The organism is Leucobacter celer subsp. astrifaciens, from assembly GCF_001273835.1.
Classification (GTDB): Bacteria; Actinomycetota; Actinomycetes; order Actinomycetales; family Microbacteriaceae; genus Leucobacter; species Leucobacter celer.
This window is the reverse complement of sequence record NZ_JHEI01000138.1, coordinates 160,372-174,924: the sequence shown is the minus strand read 5'-3', so window position 1 is coordinate 174,924 and position 14,553 is coordinate 160,372. Positions and strand designations below refer to the sequence as shown.

Below are 14,553 nucleotides of genomic sequence, written 5' to 3'. Positions count from 1 at the left end.
CATGATGAGGATCCTTCCGATTCCACGATGAATTCGGTGATGGCGGCGGCGAGCGCCGGGGTGTCTTCGACCGGCATCATGTGCCGGGTGTTCGGTACGATCCGTACTCGGCAGTCCGGGATCTCCGCAGCGAGACGGCGGGACATCTCCGGAGTGGAGCCGGGATCGAGCTCGCCGGTGATGGCGAGAGCGGGCACCGTGATCGCGCCGAGTTCGGGGCCGATCTCGCGGTCACCGCGCACGAACACGGTGTAGGAGTGCAGATACGACTCGATGTCGTTGGCGAGCAGGGTCGCGCGCGTGGCATCGATGATCTCCTGCGGCACCGCCGTGGTGCCGCAGGGATACCATCGCTCGATGGAGGCCTCCACTCCCTCGGCGAAGTCCTCGCCGGCGGTGGCGAGGCGGGCCTCGACCTTCTCGGCCTCCGCGGGTGTGCGGCGGCAGACCGAGTTGACGGAGGTGAGCGTGACGACCCGATCGGGTGCGTAGCGGGCGATGTACTGCGCGATCAGCGCGCCGAGCGAGAAGCCGATGAGATGCGCCGACCCTTGCGGCAGACGGGCGAGCACGTCGTCCGCGAGCGATGCGAGTGTCTGCGGCTCGCGGAGCGGCGGCCGGGCACCGTGGCCCGGGAGGTCCAGCGCGATGACGGCGCGACCGTCGTTCTCCAGCCGTTCGACGAGGGGAGCCCACATCGTGAGGTCGAGGCCGACGCCGTGCAGCAGCACGATCGGGGTCTGGGGGCTGCTCATCGCGTTGTCTCCCGTCTCGAGGGAATCAGTCCTGGCCGAGCTCGGCGAGGCGCTGCTGCGGGCGGCCCTGGTTGGCGCCCGCGAGGGCGACGAGGATCTCGTCGGCGTGGGGTGCGTCGGCGACACGCACCTCGACCGTCTGGTGATGCGAGCGGATCTTCATGTCGGTGAAGTGCTTCAGCGGGATATCGAAGGCGATGCCGGCGGGCCCCCGCTTCTCCACCGCGGGCAGCAGTGTGGTGGCGTTCGCGGCATTGCGGAAGTGGTCGCCGAAGCGGAGGTTGTGGATCAGGCCGGAGCCGTGCTCGATCTCGCCGTTCAGGCCAATGATCGCCGCCTTCCCGTACGCCTCGAGGGGGGCGCCGAGGGCCTCCATGACGCGGGGGGAGAGGAGCGCACCGAGATCGGATGCAATCGAGTTGATTCCCGGGAGCAGATCCTCGACGAAGCCCTGTCCGGCCCACGGGTTGTCGAACACAGCACCGACAATGGCCACGCGGTGGATCGGATCGACGGCGCGGCCGCCCTCGAGGACAGTCTCCTCGACGATGGTGAAGATTTTGCGGGGGTTCACTGCGGAGGTGCTCACAGTTCGATCTCCTTCAGGATCTCAGAGGTGACGGGTTGGTCGGTGGTGCGGTCGCCGATGCGCGCGAACGGCCGCGGGCCGGTCGAGGCCGCGGCGATGATGGCGATCTCGTCCGGGTGCGGCGCATCGGCGAGATTGACCTCGACGGTCTGGTAGTGGCTGCGCGTGGCCGCCGCGGTCTTGTGCCACATCGGCACGCGCAGCAGCTCTCCCGCCTCGGCTCTGCCGTCGACGAAGCAGATGATCGAGGTGCCCCCGAGGGCCTCGCGCACGAGATTGCCGAAGTACGGCGTGTGCACGAGTGCTCCGGCGTGCTCGAGCTCTCCGCCGGTGCCGACCAGGGCGGCCTTGCCGAATGCCTCGACCGCGGCGGCTCCGCCGAGCGCATCGAGCAGGCGATCGGTGAGCAGCTTCGCGAGCAGCGGTGCGATGCGCCTGGTCTCGGGCTGCAGGTCCGCATCGGTGCCGGTGCCGAGCCAAGGATTCCGGATCACGGCGGTCGCCGTGGCGCGCAGGATCGGCTCCGCCCCGTCGCGCGGGATCTCCTCGGACTGGGTGAAGACCCTGCGCAGGCTCGCGGCCGCGGCGATGTCACCGTAGTCGGTCAGCGTGGAACGTGCGCTGAGATCGATGGTTCTCGTCGCTGGGGAGGAGTGGGTCATGGGTGCTCCTGGGATGTGCTTCTGAAGTGGTCTGCCGGGCTCAGGCGTCGTCGCGCGAACCCTCGAAGGCCGCGATGGTCGCCGATTGACGCGTCTGGGCGACGTGCCGGCGCGTGGCCAGCTCGGCGGTCAGCGGATCCTTCGTCTGGAGGGCTTCGACGATCTTCGAGTGCTCGCTGAGCGAGTGGTCGAGTCGACCGGGCAAGGTGAGGGTCTGCCTGACGATCCGGTGGTAGGCCAGCTGGTTCATCAGCAGCTCGTAGTGCTCCGAGAGCTTCTGGTTGTCGGCACCGGAGACGAGCGTGTGATGGAAGTCGTGCACCAGCGCGGCGTAGGCGGCCTGGTCCCCGGCCCGCACCGCCTCCCGCTCGTGCTCCACGTTGCGGATGAGGCTGCGTAGTTCGGGCACTTCGCCGCGCTGCGCGAGCAGTCCGGCGGCCAAACCCTCGAGCGATTCCTTCAGCTGGAAGAGCTCGAGGATCTCCCGGGCCGTCGGCTTGCGCACGAACGTCCCCACTCTGGGCCGGATCTCGACCAGCCCTTCCCGTTCGAGCTGCTTGAGCGCCTCGCGGATCGGGGTGCGACTGACCTCGAACTCCTCCGCGAGAGCGGTCTCGCCGAGGAGGTCGCCCGGCTCGACCGATCCACTGATGACGATTCCGCGTAGACGGTCGAGCAGGGGGACCTCGGCGTCCTTCCCCGGGTGAATGCGGCTGTGAAACGAAGCTTCTTGCATGCAACAAGAGTATCTTGCATGCATGAATAGGGCAACATCTCGAGTAAAGATCAGGGGGAATTTGGGATATTCCCGTGTTTTTACCGGAGTGTTGACACCTCGTGTGGGTGAGCTTAGTATTCCTTGCATGCAACACAACATCAAGGAAGCTGTCATAACTGCATGGGACGCCGCCTGGGACCGAGGAGAAGTCGATGCCTTCGACGCGATCCTCCACCCGGGGTTCACGAGAGAGAGCACTCGCTCCGGCCGCACCTCGAACGCGATCGGGCTGAAAGAAGAGATCCTTGCGACCCGCGAGGCGTTCCCCGATCTCGTCACCACGATCGATCAGATCGTCGTCGACGAGGAGACGGGCGACGGTGCGATCTTCTGGCACTCGGAGGGAACGTTCACCCACGACCTGCAGGGGGTACCCGCGACGGGAAGCCGTGTGCGCACGCGCGGGTCGAACCAGCTCGAGATCCGCGATGGCAGGATCATCGCGGAGCGCGTCACCTGGGACCAGAGCGAACTGCTCGCCGATCTCGGCGTGCCCTCGCTCAAGTCCGCCTTCGAGGCCGATCCCGTTGACGTGGTGGTCGACGACCTCAGCGGGGTGCCTGGCCTCGACGCGCTGAAAGGCTTCAACCGCCAGTTCGTCACCGGCGTCACCGTGGTGACCACGATCGGCGAAGACGGCAAGCCGCGCGGGCTCGCCGCGAACTCGTATGCGTCGGTGTCGCTCGAGCCGCCGCTCGTGCTGGTGTGCGTGCAGAAGACCACGAGCACTTACGCGTCGCTCTTCAAGTCGACGCATCTCGGTATCAACATCATGAGCAATGAGCAGCGCGGCACCGTGGGCGTCTTCGCTTCGAAGGGCGACGACAAGTTCGCGACGGTGGAGTGGCACGCCGGCCCCTCGGGCAGCCCGCTCATCGATGGCTCGGCGGCCTCGATCGAGGCCGAGATCAAGGAGCGCTTCCAGGCGAAGACCCACACGGTCTTCATCGCGAAGGTCACCCACGCCGAGATCGCCGAGGCCGCGCCCATGATCTACAAGGCCGGTCGCTTCTACGACGGCGCCGAGCTCATCGAACTCTGAGGCCATCGATCCATCCAACACCGCTCGACACGAGGAAGTGCATGACGTGAGTAACGATACGAACCCGCCCACGAACGGGCTTGCGATGGGCACCCATCAGACGGACGAGAGGTTCCAGACCCGATCGGTGACGGTGATCGAGGCCGAGAAGCTGCGCAAGCGCCCGAGCGCGGTCTTCTGGATATCGGTCAGCCTGATCGGCGCTCTCGTGGTGTGGGCAGCGCTGTCACCGGAGCAGGTGAGCAGCGTGATGACCTCGGCCTCCAACTGGTCGGCGCAGAACATCGGCTGGGCCTACCTCGTGGTCACCCTGGGCTGCATCGTGCTCATGCTCTACCTGGGCTTCGGCCGGTTCGGCCGCGTGCGACTCGGCGCCGACGACGACCGACCCGAGTTCAGCACGATCGCGTGGATCGCGATGATCCTCGGCGCCGTGATGGGCATCGGCCTCATCAGCTACGGAGCCGCGGAGCCCATGAGTCACTTCATGCATCCGCCTCACGGCTGGGCCGAGCCGGAGACGATGGACGCGGCGGTCGCTGCCATGCAGTTCTCCTACTTCGACTGGGGCCCCAACGCCTGGGCGTTGTTCGGCATCTTCGGTCTGGCGATCGCGTACTCGACCCACCGGCGCCACAACTCCGGTCTTGTCTCGCCGATGCTGCGCCCGGTGCTCGGCAAGAGCATGGACGGCTGGGCGGGTAAGGCGATCGACATCTTCACCGTTATCGCGACCCTGTTCGGCACCACGACCTCGCTGGGCCTCGGCGCCTCGCAGATCGCCGAGGGCGTGAGCCGGCTGACCGGGCTTCCCGCCGACCTGTTCGTGAAGATCGTCATCATCGCCGGCATCACCCTCATCTTCACGCTCTCCGCGCTCTCGGGGGTCGGCCGGGGCATCAAGTGGACGAGCCAGATCACCATGATCGGCGCGGCTCTGCTCGGCCTGTTCGTGCTGATCCTCGGCCCGACGAGCTTCATCTCGAACCTGTACTTCCGCTCCATCGGACAGTTCATCGGAGAGTTCCCCATCGTGGCCCTGCTCACCCCGGGCACCCCGGAGGACCTGCAGTGGATGCAGTGGTGGACCTACTTCATGATGGCCTGGTGGCTGAGCTGGGGCGCGTTCGTCGGCATCTTCCTCGCGCGCATCTCGAAGGGCCGCACGATCCGCGAGTTCGTCATCGTCGTGCTCGGCGTGCCCACACTCGTGTTCAGCGCCTGGTTCACCATCTTCGGCGGGGCCGCGATCAACTTCGACATGTTCAAGGGCACCAACATCGGCGAACAGACTCTCGCCGACACCAACACCACGTTCTTCGCGGTGCTCGCCGAGCTGCCCCTCACCGAGGTCTCCTCGGTGATCACCATCATCATGGTGGTGCTGTACTTCGTGTCCGGCGCCGACTCGAACACCTTCGTGCTGAGCTCGCTCTCGACGCGCGGGGTGCCGAACCCGCCGCGGCCGGTGCTCGGCGTCTGGGGCATCCTCACGGGGCTCTGCGCCATCGTGCTGCTCCTGGTCGGCGGGCTGCAGGCGCTGCAGCAGGCGGCTATCCTCTCGGCGGTGCCGTTCACCGTGATCGTCGCACTGCTCGGCATATCGCTGGTGAAGGAACTGCGGCACGACCATCGCTTCGAGGGCACCCACCTCGTGACCCGGGACCAGCTGGACCGGCTGGTGAACAAGAACTAGCCGCACCCGGTTCGATCGGGCTGTCGCCCGGTGATGCATTGCAGAAGTTCCAAACGTTCCACCCCATTCACTCAGCTCTGAGGAAAAGGAAGCCTACGAATGTCTGAGACGACCAGCAGCGGATCAGTTCCGCAGGAACCTCGATACGGCACTTCGCTGACGCGTACCGAGCCGTTCTCCACCGACCACATTCCGCTGACCGAGCGTCACGGGCACCCGCGCCACCAGTTCACGTTGTGGTTCGCCGCCAACATGGTGCTTGCGGTGATGGTATCCGGGTTCTTCTCCTCCCTCTTCGGGCTCTCCGTGATTCAGGGGCTCACCGCAGTAGCCGTGGGCACCGCACTCGGCGCCACCGTGATGGGTCTGCTCGCAGGCGTCGGCACGAAGATGGGCGTGCCGCAGCAGATACAGGCCCGAGGCCCCATGGGGTACTTCGGCAACTTCGTGCCCATCGCGCTGCTCACGGTCATCTCGGCGATCGGATGGACCGCAGTGAACACCGTGTTCGCGGTCATCGCGCTGCAGATGCTCATCGACGTACCGTTCTGGATCGCCGCAGCCGCGATCTTCGGGGTGCAGACGGTGTTCGCGATCTGGGGCCACAACCTCATCCATCTCATCAACAAGATCGCCACCGTGGTGCTCGCGATCCTTTTCGCCGTGATCACGGTGCTGTCGCTCGGACAGGTGGACCTGAGCGTCGGCGTGAACCCGGAGGCTCCGTTCTACATGGGAGTCCTCGGGGGGTGGGTGACCTTCGCAGGGTTCTTCTTCGCGTATGTGATGACGTGGACGCCGTTCGCCTCGGACTTCTCCCGCTACCTGCCGCAGAACACATCGCACGCGAAGGTCGCCGGCTACACCGCAGCGGGAACGTTCTTCGCGATGATGTGGCTGGGAGGCATCGGAGTGCTCGTCTCGAGCTTCGCCGGCGAACTGGATGCGATCCCCGCGCTCGCCGATCTGACCGGTGCCTGGATGCCCGTCGCGATGATCACTGTGGTCGTATCGACGCTGCCGGTGAGTGCGATGAATCTGTACGGAGGCTCGCTGTCGTTGCTCACCATCCGAGTTCCCGTCAGCCGAATCGTCGGAGTGATCCTCATCGCGGCCATCAGCCTCGGCGTGACGCTGGTGATGCAGACGAATCCCTACGGCAGCTTCTATGATTTCCTGAACGTGCTCGCCTATCTGGTCGTCCCGTTCAGCACGGTACTGCTGCTCGACTACTACTTCCGTATGCGCGAGCGGGGAGATGCTGCCACGCGGGAGCTGTTCGACACGCGCCGTACTGTGGAGTGGGGGTTCGTGGCCTGGATCATCGGGTGCGCGGCATCGTCGCTCTTCTGGAGTTCGGCCATATGGACGGGACCTTTCTCGGCGGCGTTCGCCCGATACGGCGATGTGTCCTTTGCCGTAGGTGCGCTCGCTGCGTTCGCCTCATACTTCGCGCTTCGGCGGCTGCCTGCGCTGTCGGGACTGTTGCGCGGCCGGCGCGAGCACGAGAAGGTAGCGGTGTGAGTCCCGCGGCCCTCGTTGTCATCGACATGCAGCGCATTTTCCGGGATCCTGACAGCCAGTGGAGCTGCGCCGGATACGACGATGCCGCTGAGCGGGTGAGCGAGCTGACTGCCGCTCTCGCCGACCGCGTGGTGTGGACGAGATTCGTTCGGGACCCGCTCGAACACGGTTCTTGGAAGGATTACTATGACCGCTGGGAGCGGTGCCGCGAGCCTGAAGGTTCGTCGGTCTGGGACCTCACGCTGCCGATCGCCGAGGCAGACGCGGTGCTCTCACTACCGACCTTCGGCAAATGGGGCGCTGAGCTTGCGGAACTCACCCGGAACCATGACCGCATCGTAGTGTGTGGCGTCGCCACGGACTGTTGTGTGCTCGCGACGGTGCTCGGCGCGGTAGACGCGGGGAAACACGTGACTGTGGCGGTTGACGCCTGTGCCGGCGCGACCGAGCGAGCGCACGAACAGGGGCTCGAACTGATGGCGATGCTGGGCCCGATGGTGACGCTCGCGACGACCGCCGAACTCGTGGGCCCGATGGCGGGCACTACGCGAAGAGCTCGGTGAAGAACGATCCGTTCGAGATGACGTTCATCGTGAGCACGATGATGAGCGCATTGAAGAAGAACGCGAGCGTCGTGTGCCAGACGACGGTCCAGCGCATGTGGGTGTGCACCACCTTCACGTCGGAGACGGAGAAGGTGGTCGCGTTGGTGAACGCGAAGTATGCGAAGTCGACGAGGCGGGGATCGTCGGTGCCGGGGAACTCGAGCGGTGGCTGCGGGGCGCGGTGGAAGCGCGAGAAGTAGATGCGGGCGTAGCCCCAGTTGAACAGCACCCACGAGAGCAGCATGGCCCACACCGCACTGAGCTCGAGGAAGGGGTTGTGGACGTCCCGTCCGAGGCTCGTGATGAGGTCGAGCGCCACCGTGAGCCCCAGCAGGCTCGCCCCGAAGGTCAGCACCATCGAGAGCATCCGTGTCAGCGGGTGCCCGACGAGTAGTCGCGTGGCCGCCGGGTCGGGGGTGTCGATGCGCACGAGGACGTTGAGCCAGAGCAGTGTGAGGCCGAGGTACAGGCTGGCGACGAGGCACCAGACGATCAGGATGACCGCCTCCTCCTCGTTGATCTGCCCCTCGCTGCCCCAGATGATGTGGGCACCCAGCCACACCAGCACGAGCTGCAGGAGCAGGCCGAGGATCTCGCCGGAGATGCTCAGCACGGCGCCGGTCGTGGTGCGGAATGCGTGCAACCTGGACATGATCCCCCACTGTAGAGGATGGCGGTCCGCGTGGGCAGTAGCGCGCAGGACGATGCCGTCAGCGTTTCGGGCGATCCCCTGAGAGCGCGAGGAGCGACCGCGTCGCGTTGGCGGCGACGCTCCGCAGACCGGGCGCCGCCTCGTTCATGAGCGCCTCGAGCGTCTGAGCTCCGTTGGCGATGCTGAAGGCAGCGGTCAGGCCGAGTCCGCGGAGCTCGGCCGGTGTGCACAGCACCTCGCCCGCCAGGCACACGACCGGGGGCGGTTCGGCGACCGACGCGGCGAGGTCGGAGACGTGAGAGACCACCTTGCCGCCTCCGCTCTGCCCATCGAGCCGGCCCTCGCCGGTGAACACGACATCGGCTCGGGCCATGAGCTCGGGGAGGCCGACCAGCAGGCCGAGATGCTCGGCCCCGCCCACGATCTCGGCTCCGAACACCGCGTGCAGCACGAGCGCCGCACCGCCGGCTGCGCCTGCTCCGGGCAGACCGGACGCGTCGCGGCCGGTGAGTTCGCGGAGCAGCCCGGCGAGGGACGCGAGACCCGCTTCGAGCAGCGCCACCTCCTCGGGGCTGGCGCCCTTCTGCGGTCCGAACACCGCCGCTGCCCCCTGAGGGCCGGTGAGCGGATTGGTGACATCGACGAGGAGGCTCCACTCCGCCTCGAACGCTTCGGGAACGACACGAGAGAGGTCGATCGCGGCGATCTCGCCGAGGCTTCGAGGCGTCGGAGGCAGCTCCTCGCCCTCGCCGTCGAGAAAGCGTGCTCCGAGCGCGTGGGCGATCCCCACCCCGCCGTCGACCGTGGCCGACCCGCCGAGGCAGAGCGTGATCGAGCGCGCACCGCGGGAGAGCGCATCGGAGATCAGGCGACCGGTGCCGCGCGTATGCGCGTCGAGAACCCGGAGCGGGAGGTCCTGTACGAGCGGGAGACCGCTCGCCTCGGCGAGTTCGATCACGGCCCGTTCGTCGTCGGGGAGGAAGGCCCAGCGCGCCGTATGCGGGCGACCGAGAGGATCCTCGGTCTTCGTCTGCTCGAGCGGAACGTCCCAGCGCTCGGCGATCAGCCCCAGGGACCCCTCTCCACCATCGGCCAGTGGGCAGCGGAGAATCTCGGCGCGGTCGAGGCCGCTCTCCAGGACGCCGGCGGCGATGGCCGCCGTCGCCTGGGCGGCGGTGAGCGATCCCTTGAAGGAGTCCGGGCAGACGAGGACCGCTACCACGGCACCTCACCGCCGGTCTGCGCGAGCACGGCCGGGCGGGGGTCGGGCGAGGCGAGGAAGAGCGCCGATTCCGCGGTCTCGGTCGCAGAGGCGAAGCGCCGAAGCGGGATCAGCTCGAGCGTGTCGGCCGTGAAATCCTCGAGGGAGAGGCCCCGCGCCGCGGCGAACGAGGCCATCGCGTCATCGAACAGCGGCGTGACCGTGCGGCCGGGGCAGAGGGACCGGATCCGCACGCCCGAATCGCCCTCGATCTTCCGTTGCGCCTCGGCCCACGCGAGTGCCGCCCACTTCGACGAGCAGTAGACGGCGTCGTAGGGCTCGGATCGGAGCGATGCCTGCGAGGCCACCACGACGTAGCGCGACCCGGCCTGCAGGGCGCCCGTGCGCAGGGCCCGGAAGAGACGGACGACCGAGCGGTAGTTGACCTCGAGCACTCGGCGCAGTTCGGCATCGGTGAAGGAATCGATCGCACCGCCCCCGGGCACGCCCTGGGCCGCGATGACGGCGTCGAGCGGTGCTCGGTCGAACCTCGAGGAGAGCGCCGAGAGCCCCTCCTCGGTCGCGAGGTCTCCCGTGATGACCTCCGCGTCGCGTTCGGCGAGCCCTGCGAGGCGGGAGGCATCGCGTCCGTGCGCGTAGACCTCGTGGCCGTCCTCGAGAGCTCGGAGCACTGCCGCGCCGCCGATGCCGCCGCTGGCTCCGGTGATCAGGATCCTCATGCTGCGCTCCTCACATCGATGCTCGCTGCGGTGACGAAGGCCCCGGCGGGCTTCGCGAGATAGGCGACGGTGTCCTCGAGAGCGCTGAGGGATCCCGAGTCCACCCGGATCGTCGTGAGGTGCGTGCGCGGCCGCTCGAGTGCGACGGAGTTCACCATGACGCGGAGCGACGCGTACAGCGCTTCGACGCTGGGCGCGAGCGCGGGCCCGGCGTCGTCCGGGTCGATGAGCACGACGGTGAGCGGCTCGTGGCGGTCGCTCTTCGCGTTCGGGATGAGCCACTCCGCGAGTCGCGCGGTGGCGTCGACGACGAGGCTCGCATCGGGGTCTTCCATGCGGGCGCGGAGATCGTAGATGAGGGCGCGAGCGCCTCCGAGTTCTCGCTCGTAGGGCAGCGATTCCGGGTGCTCTGGAATGCTCTGGCCGGGTGGCGTCATCGCAACCCGCCTCCTTCCGTGGGTGATGGGTGGTTCAGATGAAGTGGAGGATGTGTTCGGCCGCGAGTACGGTCTCGCCGACCTGGTTCACGGCGGTGACCGAGGCGGTCGTGCGGCCCAGCTCCCGATCGACGCCGGTCACTCGATACCTGAGCGTGACTGTGTCGCCGATGCGCACTGCGCCGATGAAACGGACGCGGTCGTAGCCGTAGGAGACCGCCTTGGCCCCGGTCTCGCGGACGTACTGCGATGCCACCGTCGACGCGTAGCCGAGGATCAGCACGCCGTGGGCGATGCGCTCGCCGTAGGGAGTCTCCGACATGAACTCGGCATTGACATGGTTCGGGCTGAAATCGCCCGTGATGCCGGCGAACGAGTAGATGTCGTACTCGCCGACCGTCTTCGCGAAGACGCTTTCGTGCTCGATGTCGAAGTCCCGGGGAATGGTGCTCATGGGATCGCTCCGTTCGACCGGGGCGCCTTGCGACCTGCGGTCTGACGGACGATGACCCGGTGAGGGAGGAGCACGGGTTCGACCGGGCCGGCCTCTTCAGGGCTGATGACGCGGGTCGCGGCTGTCGCTCCGAGCTCGTACAAGGGTGCGGCCGCGGTGGTGAGGTCCACGAGCGCTGCGAGCCGGGTGCCGCCGATACCGGCGATCGAGACGTCGTCCGGGATCTGCAGGCCGGCGTGGCGGAGCGCCGTCATCGCGCCCACGGCCGTCTGATCGTTCGCGCCGATCACGGCGTCCGGCAGCTGGCCCTGCGACAGCAGGGCTATGGCCGCATTCGTGCCGGAGTCGGAATCGAAGTTGCCCGGGATGATGCGGGGTTCGAGAGCGGCCTGGCGCATCGCGATCTCGTAGCCCTCGCGGCGCTGCTCGGCGGAGTAGACGCCCGCGGTGCCGTCGATGAAGGCGATCTCGCGATGTCCGAGCTGGATCAGATACTGCGCGAGCGCGCGCGAGGCCTCCACGTTGTCGTAGCTCACCACGTCGCAGGCGAAGTCCCGCGTGGCGAGTGAGATCACCACCATCCCTTCGCTGCGAACCGTGTCCACTGTGCGGGCGAGGCGCTCCGCGTCCTCATCGTGCAGGTGGGTTCCGGATCCCGCGAACACGACGCCCGCGGCGTTGTACGTGCGCAGCATCTGGATGTGGTCGATCTCACGTCGGCTGTCCCGCTCCGCGTTGCAGATGATCGTGAGGTAGCCGGCCTCGTTCGCGATGTCATCGATGCCGCGGGCGATCTCCGCGAAGTAGGAGTCGACGTTGTCGGGCACGATGACGCCGATGATGCGGCTGCGTTTGCTGGCGAGCGCTCGGGCGAGCGGGCTGGCGGAGTATCCGAGCTCGGAGGCGGCCTGCAGCACGCGGTCCCTGGTCTTCTGGGAGACCGGGTGGCTCGAGTCGCCGAGCACCCGCGAAGCGGTCGTCAGAGAGACGTTCGCGTGGGCCGCGACGTCTCCGAGCGTGACCGAATCCGAGCGCCGGCCGTCCGTTGGATCCTTGAACTCCATTTATTCAACCTTCCACTCCATCGGCGAATCAATGAACAGGATCTCATCCATCAACCGAACTTCCGTCGCCTGAACGGGGAACGGTATGAGGTCGAGCACCTCGGTCTGCATGTCGACGCCGGGAGCGACCTCGATCAGGTGCCACCCGTTCTCCTCGAAGCTCAGCACCGCCCGCTCGGTGATGAGCAGCACGCGCTGTCGCCTCTCCGCGGCCCATCTGCCGTTGAAGGTGATGTGCTCCACCTCGGGGACGGCCTTGGCATGGCGGCCCTCGGCCACGATCGACATGCGTCCGTCGCCGATCTCGACCTCGAGCCCGCCCGCCGTGAGCGTGCCGCAGAAGCAGACGGTCTTGGTGTTCTGGGTGATGTCGATGAAGCCGCCGGATCCCACGAGACGACCGTTGAACTTTGAGACGTTGATGTTGCCGTTCCGATCGAACTGCGCGAAACCGAGGAAGGCGATGTCGAGACCGCCGCCGTCGTAGAAGTCGAACTGCGCGGGCTGCTCGATGATCGCGACCGGGTTGTAGGAGGCGCCGAAGCTCACTCCGCCGACCGGAATGCCGCCGATGAGGCCCTGCTCCACGGTCAGCATGAACTGATCGAAGCATCCCTCCTCCGCTGCAACTGCGGCGACCCCGTCGGCGATGCCCACCCCGAGGTTCACGACGTCGTCGTAGGAGATCTCCTGCAGACCGCGACGGCCCACGACCTTGCGCGGCGTCAGGGGCATGACCGAGACTCCCGAGATCGGTCCGCGCACCTCGCCGGAGAGCGCAGGCTCGTAGTCGTACTCGACGAGCTGCCGCTGATCCGGAACCACGACGACGGCGTCGACGCAGTATCCGGGCACCACCACGGTGCGCGGATCGAGGGAACCGCTCGCGGCACGGCGCTTCACCTGGGCGATGACGGTTCCGCCGTTGTTGCGCACCGCCTGGGCGATGGCGAGCACCTCGAGGCGCGCGGCCTCGTGCTCGATCGAGAGGTTCCCGTCCTCATCCGCGGTCGTCGCGCGGATGAAACCGATGGTCGGGACCTGGGAGCGGTAGTGCAGCCACTCCTTCCCGTGCAGGTTCACGATGGAGACCAGATCCTCCGTGGTGCGCGAGTTGAGCTTGCCGCCGTCGACCCGCGGGTCGCAGAAGGTGCCGAGGCCGACATGGGTCGTCACTCCCGGACGCCGCGCCGCCATCTCGCGGCACATCTGAGCCATGACGCCCTGCGGGAAGTTGTAGGCCTCGAACTCGCCGGCGAGCGCCATGCGGGACATCTCCGGGGCCATGCCCCAGTTGCCCGCGACCGCGCGACGGACGAGCCCGGGCTGCGCGAGGTGGTCCATGCCCGCGCCGGCTCGGTCGCCGATACCCGTCGTGTGCACGAGCGTCAGACCCTTCGGGGACTGCGTCTCCCGGTACCGCTCGCCGAGTGCGGCGAGCAGCCGGTCCGGTTCCATGATGCCGCCGCCCGATCCCTCGATGAGGAGCGTATCCCCGTCCGCGACGAGTGCTACCGCCTCAGCCGCGGAGATCACCGGCGGTTGTCCGCGTCGTCGTGCCATTACTGCATCACCCCTCCGCCGTTGCAGTGGATCACCTGTCCGTTGAGCAGCGTCGCGCCATCCCCGGCGAGGAACGCCACGACCGGCGCGACCTCATGCGTCTGGCCGAGTCTGCCGATGACGAGTCCCGAGGTTCGGGCCGACAGCCATGCCTCGTCCGCGAACGGCTGCGTCATCGCCGTTTCGAGAGGCCCCGGTGCGACCGCGGTGGTCTGGATCGCCGGACCGAACTCCCGCGCCATCGCGCGGGTGAGGCCGACGACGCCGGCCTTCGCCGCGCAGTAGGGCGCGACCGAGACGCCGCCCTTGAACGCGAGCTGCGAGCTGACGTTGATGATGTTGCCCCGGCCTCGCTCGGTCATGCCCGGCAGGACGGCCTGGCATATGAGGAAGACGCCGGTGAGATCGATGTCCAGTGTGCGCTGCCAGATCTCGAAGGGGGTCTCGAGCATCGGGCGCTCGTCCATGTAGCCGGCGTTGTTGACGAGCACGTCGATCGGGCCGAGCGCGGATTCGGTGTCGGTGACGATGCGTTGCGCCTCGGTCACGACGTCGCCCTGGACCACGGCGGCGCGCACACCCAGCGTGCGCAACTCCTCGGCGAGCGCCTCGGCCTCGGACGGGGTGTCCAGGTGGTGCACGGCGATGTCGGCGCCCGAGCGGGCCAGCTCACGGCAGATATCGGAGCCGAGGCTGCCGGCAGCGCCGGTGATGAGAGCGGTGCGGCCCCGCAGAGGCGGGCCGCCGGGCGAGACAGCCCGGGTGGTCGGTGTTTCGGTGTGGTGCACTGT

The 14,553-nt window shown here is 67.4% G+C and carries 16 protein-coding genes; 4 read left to right on the top strand and 12 right to left on the bottom strand.

The features are described 5' to 3' along the window. The 4 genes from AMS65_RS12205 to AMS65_RS12190 form a co-directional block, all read right to left on the bottom strand. Positions 1-755, bottom strand: a 755-nt coding sequence (locus AMS65_RS12205) for an alpha/beta fold hydrolase (RefSeq protein WP_053384432.1), incomplete at its 3' end; no start/stop codon positions are given. A 25-nt stretch (positions 756-780) separates the two neighbouring features. After that, the gene (locus AMS65_RS12200; RefSeq protein ID WP_241489432.1) at positions 781-1,344 is read right to left on the bottom strand and encodes an amino acid synthesis family protein; all 564 of its coding nucleotides are present in this window, start codon (positions 1,342-1,344) and stop codon (positions 781-783) included. Beyond that, positions 1,341-2,006, bottom strand: a complete 666-nt coding sequence (locus tag AMS65_RS12195) for an amino acid synthesis family protein (RefSeq protein WP_083451670.1) — start codon at positions 2,004-2,006, stop codon at positions 1,341-1,343. Before AMS65_RS12195 ends, AMS65_RS12200 begins: the two co-directional genes overlap by 4 nt. A 40-nt stretch (positions 2,007-2,046) precedes the next feature. After that, positions 2,047-2,742 carry a GntR family transcriptional regulator gene (locus AMS65_RS12190; RefSeq protein WP_053384431.1) on the bottom strand — a complete coding sequence of 232 codons (696 nt, stop codon included), beginning with the start codon at positions 2,740-2,742 and terminating at the stop codon, positions 2,047-2,049. A gap of 127 nt (positions 2,743-2,869) precedes the next feature. Between AMS65_RS12190 and AMS65_RS12185 the strand changes: the two genes are divergently transcribed. The 4 genes from AMS65_RS12185 to AMS65_RS12170 all read left to right on the top strand — a co-directional run bounded on the left by AMS65_RS12185 (position 2,870) and on the right by AMS65_RS12170 (position 7,609). After that, positions 2,870-3,826 (top strand): flavin reductase, encoded by a 957-nt coding sequence (locus AMS65_RS12185; RefSeq protein WP_053384430.1) that lies wholly within the window; start codon positions 2,870-2,872, stop codon positions 3,824-3,826. 46 nt (positions 3,827-3,872) lie between these two features. Further along, positions 3,873-5,522 (top strand): BCCT family transporter, encoded by a 1,650-nt coding sequence (locus AMS65_RS12180; RefSeq protein WP_306455229.1) that lies wholly within the window; start codon positions 3,873-3,875, stop codon positions 5,520-5,522. Between the two features lie 99 nt (positions 5,523-5,621). Then, positions 5,622-7,046: a purine-cytosine permease family protein gene (locus AMS65_RS12175; RefSeq protein WP_053384428.1), complete on the top strand. Its 1,425-nt coding sequence runs from the start codon at positions 5,622-5,624 to the stop codon at positions 7,044-7,046. Then, positions 7,043-7,609 (top strand): cysteine hydrolase family protein, encoded by a 567-nt coding sequence (locus AMS65_RS12170; protein WP_053384427.1) that lies wholly within the window; start codon positions 7,043-7,045, stop codon positions 7,607-7,609. The genes AMS65_RS12175 and AMS65_RS12170 overlap by 4 nt, the downstream gene beginning before the upstream one ends. On the opposite strand, the gene AMS65_RS12165 is transcribed toward AMS65_RS12170, so the two are convergent. The 8 genes from AMS65_RS12165 to AMS65_RS12130 are packed head-to-tail and all read right to left on the bottom strand — an operon-like array spanning position 7,590 to position 14,550. After that, the gene (locus tag AMS65_RS12165) at positions 7,590-8,303 is read right to left on the bottom strand and encodes a DUF1345 domain-containing protein (RefSeq protein ID WP_053384426.1); all 714 of its coding nucleotides are present in this window, start codon (positions 8,301-8,303) and stop codon (positions 7,590-7,592) included. The two genes, AMS65_RS12170 and AMS65_RS12165, sit on opposite strands and share 20 nt — an antisense overlap. 58 nt (positions 8,304-8,361) lie before the next feature. Continuing rightward, entirely contained in the window at positions 8,362-9,525 is a 1,164-nt protein-coding gene (locus tag AMS65_RS12160) for a glycerate kinase (RefSeq protein ID WP_053384425.1), read from the bottom strand. Further along, positions 9,519-10,244 carry an SDR family oxidoreductase gene (locus AMS65_RS12155; protein WP_053384424.1) on the bottom strand — a complete coding sequence of 242 codons (726 nt, stop codon included), beginning with the start codon at positions 10,242-10,244 and terminating at the stop codon, positions 9,519-9,521. Before AMS65_RS12155 ends, AMS65_RS12160 begins: the two co-directional genes overlap by 7 nt. Then, positions 10,241-10,681 (bottom strand): hypothetical protein, encoded by a 441-nt coding sequence (locus AMS65_RS12150; RefSeq protein WP_053384423.1) that lies wholly within the window; start codon positions 10,679-10,681, stop codon positions 10,241-10,243. Before AMS65_RS12150 ends, AMS65_RS12155 begins: the two co-directional genes overlap by 4 nt. A 34-nt stretch (positions 10,682-10,715) precedes the next feature. Continuing rightward, positions 10,716-11,135, bottom strand: a complete 420-nt coding sequence (locus tag AMS65_RS12145) for a MaoC family dehydratase (protein ID WP_053384422.1) — start codon at positions 11,133-11,135, stop codon at positions 10,716-10,718. Further along, on the bottom strand, positions 11,132-12,199 hold the full coding sequence (locus tag AMS65_RS12140; protein WP_053384421.1) for a LacI family DNA-binding transcriptional regulator: 1,068 nt from the start codon (positions 12,197-12,199) through the stop codon (positions 11,132-11,134). The genes AMS65_RS12145 and AMS65_RS12140 overlap by 4 nt, the downstream gene beginning before the upstream one ends. After that, positions 12,200-13,762 (bottom strand): acyl CoA:acetate/3-ketoacid CoA transferase, encoded by a 1,563-nt coding sequence (locus tag AMS65_RS12135; RefSeq protein ID WP_053384420.1) that lies wholly within the window; start codon positions 13,760-13,762, stop codon positions 12,200-12,202. After that, on the bottom strand, positions 13,762-14,550 hold the full coding sequence (locus AMS65_RS12130; RefSeq protein ID WP_053384419.1) for an SDR family NAD(P)-dependent oxidoreductase: 789 nt from the start codon (positions 14,548-14,550) through the stop codon (positions 13,762-13,764). The genes AMS65_RS12135 and AMS65_RS12130 overlap by 1 nt, the downstream gene beginning before the upstream one ends. Between the last annotated feature and the right edge of the window lie 3 nt (positions 14,551-14,553).

Bases quoted from the DNA above. Each gene is read 5' to 3' on its own strand.
- AMS65_RS12195 (WP_083451670.1), bottom strand. From the start codon at position 2,006: ATGACCCACTCCTCCCCAGCGACGAGAACCATCGATCTCAGCGCACGT.
- AMS65_RS12190 (WP_053384431.1), bottom strand. From the start codon at position 2,742: ATGCAAGAAGCTTCGTTTCACAGCCGCATTCACCCGGGGAAGGACGCC.
- AMS65_RS12185 (WP_053384430.1), top strand. From the start codon at position 2,870: ATGCAACACAACATCAAGGAAGCTGTCATAACTGCATGGGACGCCGCC.
- AMS65_RS12175 (WP_053384428.1), top strand. From the start codon at position 5,622: ATGTCTGAGACGACCAGCAGCGGATCAGTTCCGCAGGAACCTCGATAC.
- AMS65_RS12165 (WP_053384426.1), bottom strand. From the start codon at position 8,303: ATGTCCAGGTTGCACGCATTCCGCACCACGACCGGCGCCGTGCTGAGC.
- AMS65_RS12155 (WP_053384424.1), bottom strand. From the start codon at position 10,244: ATGAGGATCCTGATCACCGGAGCCAGCGGCGGCATCGGCGGCGCGGCA.
- AMS65_RS12150 (WP_053384423.1), bottom strand. From the start codon at position 10,681: ATGACGCCACCCGGCCAGAGCATTCCAGAGCACCCGGAATCGCTGCCC.
- AMS65_RS12145 (WP_053384422.1), bottom strand. From the start codon at position 11,135: ATGAGCACCATTCCCCGGGACTTCGACATCGAGCACGAAAGCGTCTTC.
- AMS65_RS12140 (WP_053384421.1), bottom strand. From the start codon at position 12,199: ATGGAGTTCAAGGATCCAACGGACGGCCGGCGCTCGGATTCGGTCACG.
- AMS65_RS12135 (WP_053384420.1), bottom strand. From the start codon at position 13,762: ATGGCACGACGACGCGGACAACCGCCGGTGATCTCCGCGGCTGAGGCG.